A 5,072-nucleotide genomic window follows, 5' to 3' on the forward strand; every position below is an offset into this window, starting at 1 on the left:
TGCTGTGCTGGACACGGGGTCTACTTTTACTGTAACCGGGTCGTGAAGGATTGTGTTTGCAAGTGCCTCAATCTCTTTTGGCATCGTGGCACTGAAAAGAAGGGTCTGTCGCTTCTCGGGCAGTGCGCGCAGAACTTTTTTTACATCATGGATAAAGCCCATATCCAGCATCCGGTCGGCCTCGTCCAAGACAAAAACTTGAATCTGAGAGATGTCGATATAGCCTTGATTCATTTAGTCGCAAAGCCGCCCCGGCGTCGCAATTAGGATATCAACGCCTCGCCGCAGTTTTTCTATTTGCGGTACCTGACTGACACCGCCAAAGATCACGGCGCAATGAAGGCGCAGATTGGCTCCATATTCATCAAAATTTTCCTGAATTTGAATGGCCAGTTCCCTCGTAGGCGTGAGGATCAATGCTTTGATACCCTTTTTTTGCTCCATCGCAAGGTTCTGAAGGATTGGAAGGGCAAAGGCCGCTGTCTTGCCCGTGCCGGTTTGGGCGCAGCCAATCAGGTCTTTCTTTTGCAACAGCAGTGGAATTGCTTTTTGCTGAATGGGGGTCGGTGTTGTGTATCCTTGGCGTTCAACCGCCTTTAAGATAGGTGCTGCGAGGTTTAGTTCTTTAAATGTCATGTCATTCTCTTCTTCTAAAATATCAGAATAGACGGCACTCATGCACACGGCACAGATGCGTTCTACTTTGTACGGATTAAGAAAGCAGAGCGATTCCCGTCAATAAAGATCAACGGGAACCGCAGAAATTACTTTATTATTTTTAGTATACCACAAATTACAAAAATGAAAAGACAATTTTGAACCAGCAACATTTCTCCCACGGTGATATCTTGTATTTGATATTTAAAGCAGCGCCCCAGTCATTTGGGATGCTGCCTTTTTGATCATCTCAGCTTCGGCATAATATTATACTTGTCCAGACTGTACTTCTCCAGAGAATACTTGTCCACCGCCGCCTTGATGGCGGCCTGCACCTGCTCGTTGTAGTCCTGATAGCCGGATGCGTTCAAAAAATCTTCCCACGTTCCGTAATTCTGCTGCTTCTGGGAGACGGAGGACGGCAGATAGTTGCCGTACAGGCTGGTCGCCGTCTGGCTTCCTGTATAATTGGGAGAATTGACTTTCTCATTGCGAAGCTGCTCATATATGGCCGCGCCGGCAAGATCGCCCTTGGCCTTGGCCGCGTTGATGAGCGTCTGGTAGTCAGTGCCCTGGTCTACTCCGTTCTGAGCGACATAGTTTCCATCGGAATTTCGGTAAATTCCGTTGTAAGAGTTCCCGTCGCTTCCGTAATATACGCCGTCCACGATATATCCGGGAGAATCTGAAGTCTTTGCGCCGCTTTTAGCGAATCCCAGTTCGTCATAGGTTACGTCATACATCTCCTGACGCACCGTCTGTCCCGCAAGGCTCTGGTTTCGGCTGTAATCCACGCCGGTATTTTTATCGTAGGCCGCAGAGTTTCCTCCCGAGGATCCGCCCCGCTGGAGGAAGTTTTGGAACCGCCGGAAGAACTTGACTTGGAAGACGAACCGGACGAGCCGCCTCCAACCAAATCCCAGCCGGAAGCGATGCCCCATTTTCCCTGATTACTTGTATCCACTTTCTTTGCTATCGTATTATTTTTGTCCAACTTGAGACTTCTGTACGCAGCCGTACGAATGAAACAGTGCTCACCCGAGCATTCTAACCCAAGACATCGGAATGAATCAGATCCGGAGGCATCGTTATGACCAAACCTTCCCGCAACGCGTTGTTGATCATTGACGTTCAGAAGGAATTTCTGACGGACACCACCAGAGACCGCGTTCCTGAAATTCAAAGGCTGGCAGAAACCGGCAGATATGACTACTGCATCCTGACCTATTACAAAAATACGCCGCAGTCACCGTTCTATAACCGACTGCACCGGTACAGTGGGCTGGACGCCTGCTCCGATTCCCTGCTGATCCACCCCCCTGCCGGGTTGCCGACGGTGGTCGAGGAAAAAACGACTTACGGACTCCCGCATGAAGACCTGTCCCGTTTGGTGGGGCAGTGCTCTCATATCGATCTGGTCGGCTTTGATACGGATGCCTGCGTGATCGCATCGGCAATCACGCTTTTTGACGCAGGCTATGACTTCGATGTTCTCGGAGAGTTCTGTGCGTCTACGAACGGACGCGACTACCACGAGGCCGGCATGAAAATTATTAACCGGGTGCTGGCCCACCAACCGGAGCAGGAACACTGCGGGACAGATACCGCTCCGGCCCGCTGAAACCGCGTAGAAGGTTCTGGAAATGGGCTTGTACACATGTTTTACATGTTGTACCACGATCGATAAGCCCCTGTGATATTGGCATAGGCCCGGCATCCGCCGTGTCCCAGACCATCACCGGCAGTAAATCTCAAAGCAGGAAAGCTGGATGAACTCGGGCGTAATTCTCTTGCTCTAGAAAATCTCCCGAATCTTCCGGTCCCGGTACTCTTTGATTTCCGGCCTGCGCAGCAGTTTCCATGCCTGACTGGCCGCGCTGGTTTCCTCATACCCGGCGCGGATGGCCGCCTGTGTCCCGTTGAAATCCCGCAGATACTCAAACACAAACAGAACGTGCTGGTCCTTCAGCAGCTTTTCCAGCTTCTCCATGGGCAGGGCCCGCAGCTCTTCGGGCGTCAGCGCCTTTTTTGCCATCCTCTCTCCCTCCCCGGCTGCAAGTCACAAGTCTCTTGTTATTTATCATCGTAACACAAGTGGACGTTCCGTTATCACCAACTTTTAAGGCGTAAAAAAAGCGCTCAAGGCACTGTGCCCCAAGCGCTTTTTCCGTATTTAAATCCTATTTGTCGGGTTGATTTTGCGGGTCACCTGAAATCAGAAAACATTTCAAGTAATATATTGTTTTTCTTCTGCTTCTATTGATTTTTTCATATACTTACTGCATACCAAGAAAATTGTTTTTAGGAGGAGACATCCATGGAAAAGAAGCCTTGGAAAAGCTACGCTTTTTTTATTTTGTTTAATTTAGTTGTATCCGGCCTTGTTAGCTGGGCTACTTCCGGTGCAATGGAGTCATATGAAGCTGTTAAAAAATCGTCTTTGACACCGCCATCGTTTATATTTCCGATTGTGTGGACCGTTCTTTATACGCTCATGGGCATTAGCGCCGCCATAATCTATCAATCTGAGTCTCCTTATAAAAAGCGTGCTCTAACCATCTATTTCATCCAACTGGTGGTCAATTTCCTGTGGAGCTTTCTGTTTTTTAATTTACAAATGTACGGTCTTTCATTTTTCTGGTTGCTTTTTTTGCTTGCTTTGATCATTCTCATGATTATCACGTTTTGGCAAGTTAACCGGACAGCCGCACTTTTACAGATTCCATATCTTATCTGGGTATATTTCGACGGGTACCTCGCTTATTCGATCTGGCAATTAAACTGATCCAATAACTGAATAGTTAATTTTTGTTTCTAGTTTCGACCGCCCCAAATGGGGCGGTCGGTTTGTATATATTGCTTGCCAGTCTCCGGCGACACAGGGATAAAAAGCGGAACATTCTTTTCAGCCTTGACATACCCTGCAATAAGAGGTGGTATCTATGATTTTGCAGGCAATCGTGGTTAGGGTCCGCCCTGGTGATTTGCTTGTTTTTGACGAGTCAATGTCTCAGACTGTGCTTGTCCATACGCCGCAGGCATGCCGTTTTCGTGTGGGCAATTGCGTGAGCATTTTTTATAACGGGATAATGACCAGAAGCATTCCTCCACAAATTAACGCAATCAGAATTGCCAGAATCCCATGCTCATGGTAGATCTGCAAGCAGCGTTGAATTTGATCCCAAGCCGCCTCTTTCAAGGGGCGGCTTTTATTGTCCGGCCATCCTCCGCAGCTCGTCGAGGGTAATTGGGTCTCTTCCTAAAATATTTAAAATAAATTGGCAAAGACTATTCTTGAGGTGATAGTATGGACCCAAAGAAAAAATTGGCTCAAATCCTTAATGATGGCGATGGTGACAAGCCTATCCTGGGGGACGTCTACCCAGCCATTGACAACGATTTGGCACGGGACAATATGGAAAACGATCTTCCTGCCGCTGACCTTCAGGACCTTTGATCTACCGCCCCTTATCCGGGGCGGTTTTTCTTTTCTGTCTCCTCTGGCTGCCGGAGCCACACAAATCTCACGTTCTTTCCGTTACTATTGAGTGTCATTTTCACTTGCTTTTCATAAGATATCAAGGGGTGATATGGCAGTGCATATCATAAATTTCAATCAATTACCAAATGCTTGTGCACAAATAAACGGGAGCGCGACGTATCCCGAAATTCGCGGAATTGTCCGGTTTTATCAGACAAGGTCCGGGGTGCTTGTAGCAGCGGAAGTGACAGGATTACCCTGTGATGACGGCCCCTGTGGAGCTAATGTTTTCGGCTTCCATATCCACGAGGGCGCCGTATGTGCCGGGAATGCGACAGACCCGTTTGCCGATACGGACGGGCACTACAATCCGAGAAACTGTTTGCACCCGGACCACGCAGGCGATCTTCCTCCGCTTTTCGGAAATCAGGGCTTCGCATTCATGACGGTCTTTACAAACAGATTTTTCGTAGACGAAATTGTAGGCAAAACCGTAGTAATTCATAGGCATCGGGATGATTTCACGACGCAGCCGTCCGGGGATTCAGGCCCTAAGATTGCCTGCGGTCAAATTTATAAAAACATAACCTCATGTTGTTGTTAAGCAACTATGCCGTCCCCGATCTTGTACACCGGGGGCGGTGTTTTTTATTCTCATGATTCCGTGACCGCTCGCCCCTGCCATCGCGCCATGTCAGCGTCCAATATCCCATGTTAGTTCACATCCTTCCTAGAATGAATTTCCCCCATTTCTCCAGCAGATACCGCTTTCCCGCCACATCCGCATTTTGGTAGTCCTCGTACATATCATTCGTCCACTGGACACGCTCCGCCTCCGGCAAGAGAACAAATCGGTCCTGCTGGTCCCGGCAGAAATAAGTAATTGCCATCGCCATCACATAATCGTCGTGTTCCCCGCTCTCCGCCTCCGGGC

At 48.7% G+C, this 5,072-nt stretch carries 7 protein-coding genes and 1 pseudogene; 4 read left to right on the forward strand and 4 right to left on the reverse strand.

Annotation, left to right across the window (positions count from 1 at the left end; genetic code table 11):
- Together RTK01_RS15805 and RTK01_RS15810 are read right to left on the reverse strand one after the other, a co-directional pair.
- Positions 1–636 (reverse strand): annotated as a pseudogene (locus RTK01_RS15805) (DEAD/DEAH box helicase); the annotation flags it as partial.
- A 266-nt stretch (positions 637–902) separates the two neighbouring features.
- Complete coding sequence (locus RTK01_RS15810) at positions 903–1,598, reverse strand: hypothetical protein (RefSeq protein WP_312281892.1); 696 nt, start codon at positions 1,596–1,598, stop codon at positions 903–905.
- Positions 1,599–1,747: 149 nt separating this feature from the next.
- On the opposite strand from RTK01_RS15810, the gene RTK01_RS15815 reads away from it, so the two are divergent.
- Positions 1,748–2,278, forward strand: coding sequence for an isochorismatase family protein (locus RTK01_RS15815; protein ID WP_312281893.1), 531 nt, complete (start codon positions 1,748–1,750; stop codon positions 2,276–2,278).
- Positions 2,279–2,452: 174 nt separating this feature from the next.
- Here RTK01_RS15815 and RTK01_RS15820 read toward each other — a convergent pair whose 3' ends face one another.
- On the reverse strand, positions 2,453–2,692 hold the full coding sequence (locus RTK01_RS15820; protein ID WP_312281894.1) for a terminase small subunit: 240 nt from the start codon (positions 2,690–2,692) through the stop codon (positions 2,453–2,455).
- A gap of 282 nt (positions 2,693–2,974) precedes the next feature.
- On the opposite strand from RTK01_RS15820, the gene RTK01_RS15825 reads away from it, so the two are divergent.
- The 3 genes from RTK01_RS15825 (at position 2,975) to RTK01_RS15835 (ending at position 4,742) form a co-directional block, all read left to right on the forward strand.
- Positions 2,975–3,442, forward strand: coding sequence for a TspO/MBR family protein (locus tag RTK01_RS15825; protein WP_312281895.1), 468 nt, complete (start codon positions 2,975–2,977; stop codon positions 3,440–3,442).
- Between the two features lie 522 nt (positions 3,443–3,964).
- Entirely contained in the window at positions 3,965–4,114 is a 150-nt protein-coding gene (locus RTK01_RS15830; protein ID WP_312281896.1) for a hypothetical protein, read from the forward strand.
- A 133-nt stretch (positions 4,115–4,247) separates the two neighbouring features.
- Positions 4,248–4,742, forward strand: a complete 495-nt coding sequence (locus RTK01_RS15835) for a superoxide dismutase family protein (protein ID WP_312281897.1) — start codon at positions 4,248–4,250, stop codon at positions 4,740–4,742.
- A gap of 115 nt (positions 4,743–4,857) precedes the next feature.
- Here RTK01_RS15835 and RTK01_RS15840 read toward each other — a convergent pair.
- Positions 4,858–5,072 (reverse strand): hypothetical protein (locus RTK01_RS15840; protein ID WP_312281898.1); only part of this gene is annotated, 215 nt, incomplete at its 5' end.

Origin of the sequence: Oscillibacter sp. (assembly GCF_031978065.1) — a bacterium.
Taxonomy (GTDB): domain Bacteria; phylum Bacillota; class Clostridia; order Oscillospirales; family Oscillospiraceae; genus Oscillibacter.

What these genes read in the sequence shown, in the direction of transcription:
- RTK01_RS15810 (WP_312281892.1), bottom strand. Translation starts at nt 1,598, where the DNA reads ATGGGGCATCGCTTCCGGCTGGGATTTGGTTGGAGGCGGCTCGTCCGG.
- RTK01_RS15815 (WP_312281893.1), top strand. Translation starts at nt 1,748, where the DNA reads ATGACCAAACCTTCCCGCAACGCGTTGTTGATCATTGACGTTCAGAAG.
- RTK01_RS15820 (WP_312281894.1), bottom strand. Translation starts at nt 2,692, where the DNA reads ATGGCAAAAAAGGCGCTGACGCCCGAAGAGCTGCGGGCCCTGCCCATG.
- RTK01_RS15825 (WP_312281895.1), top strand. Translation starts at nt 2,975, where the DNA reads ATGGAAAAGAAGCCTTGGAAAAGCTACGCTTTTTTTATTTTGTTTAAT.
- RTK01_RS15830 (WP_312281896.1), top strand. Translation starts at nt 3,965, where the DNA reads ATGGACCCAAAGAAAAAATTGGCTCAAATCCTTAATGATGGCGATGGT.
- RTK01_RS15835 (WP_312281897.1), top strand. Translation starts at nt 4,248, where the DNA reads ATGGCAGTGCATATCATAAATTTCAATCAATTACCAAATGCTTGTGCA.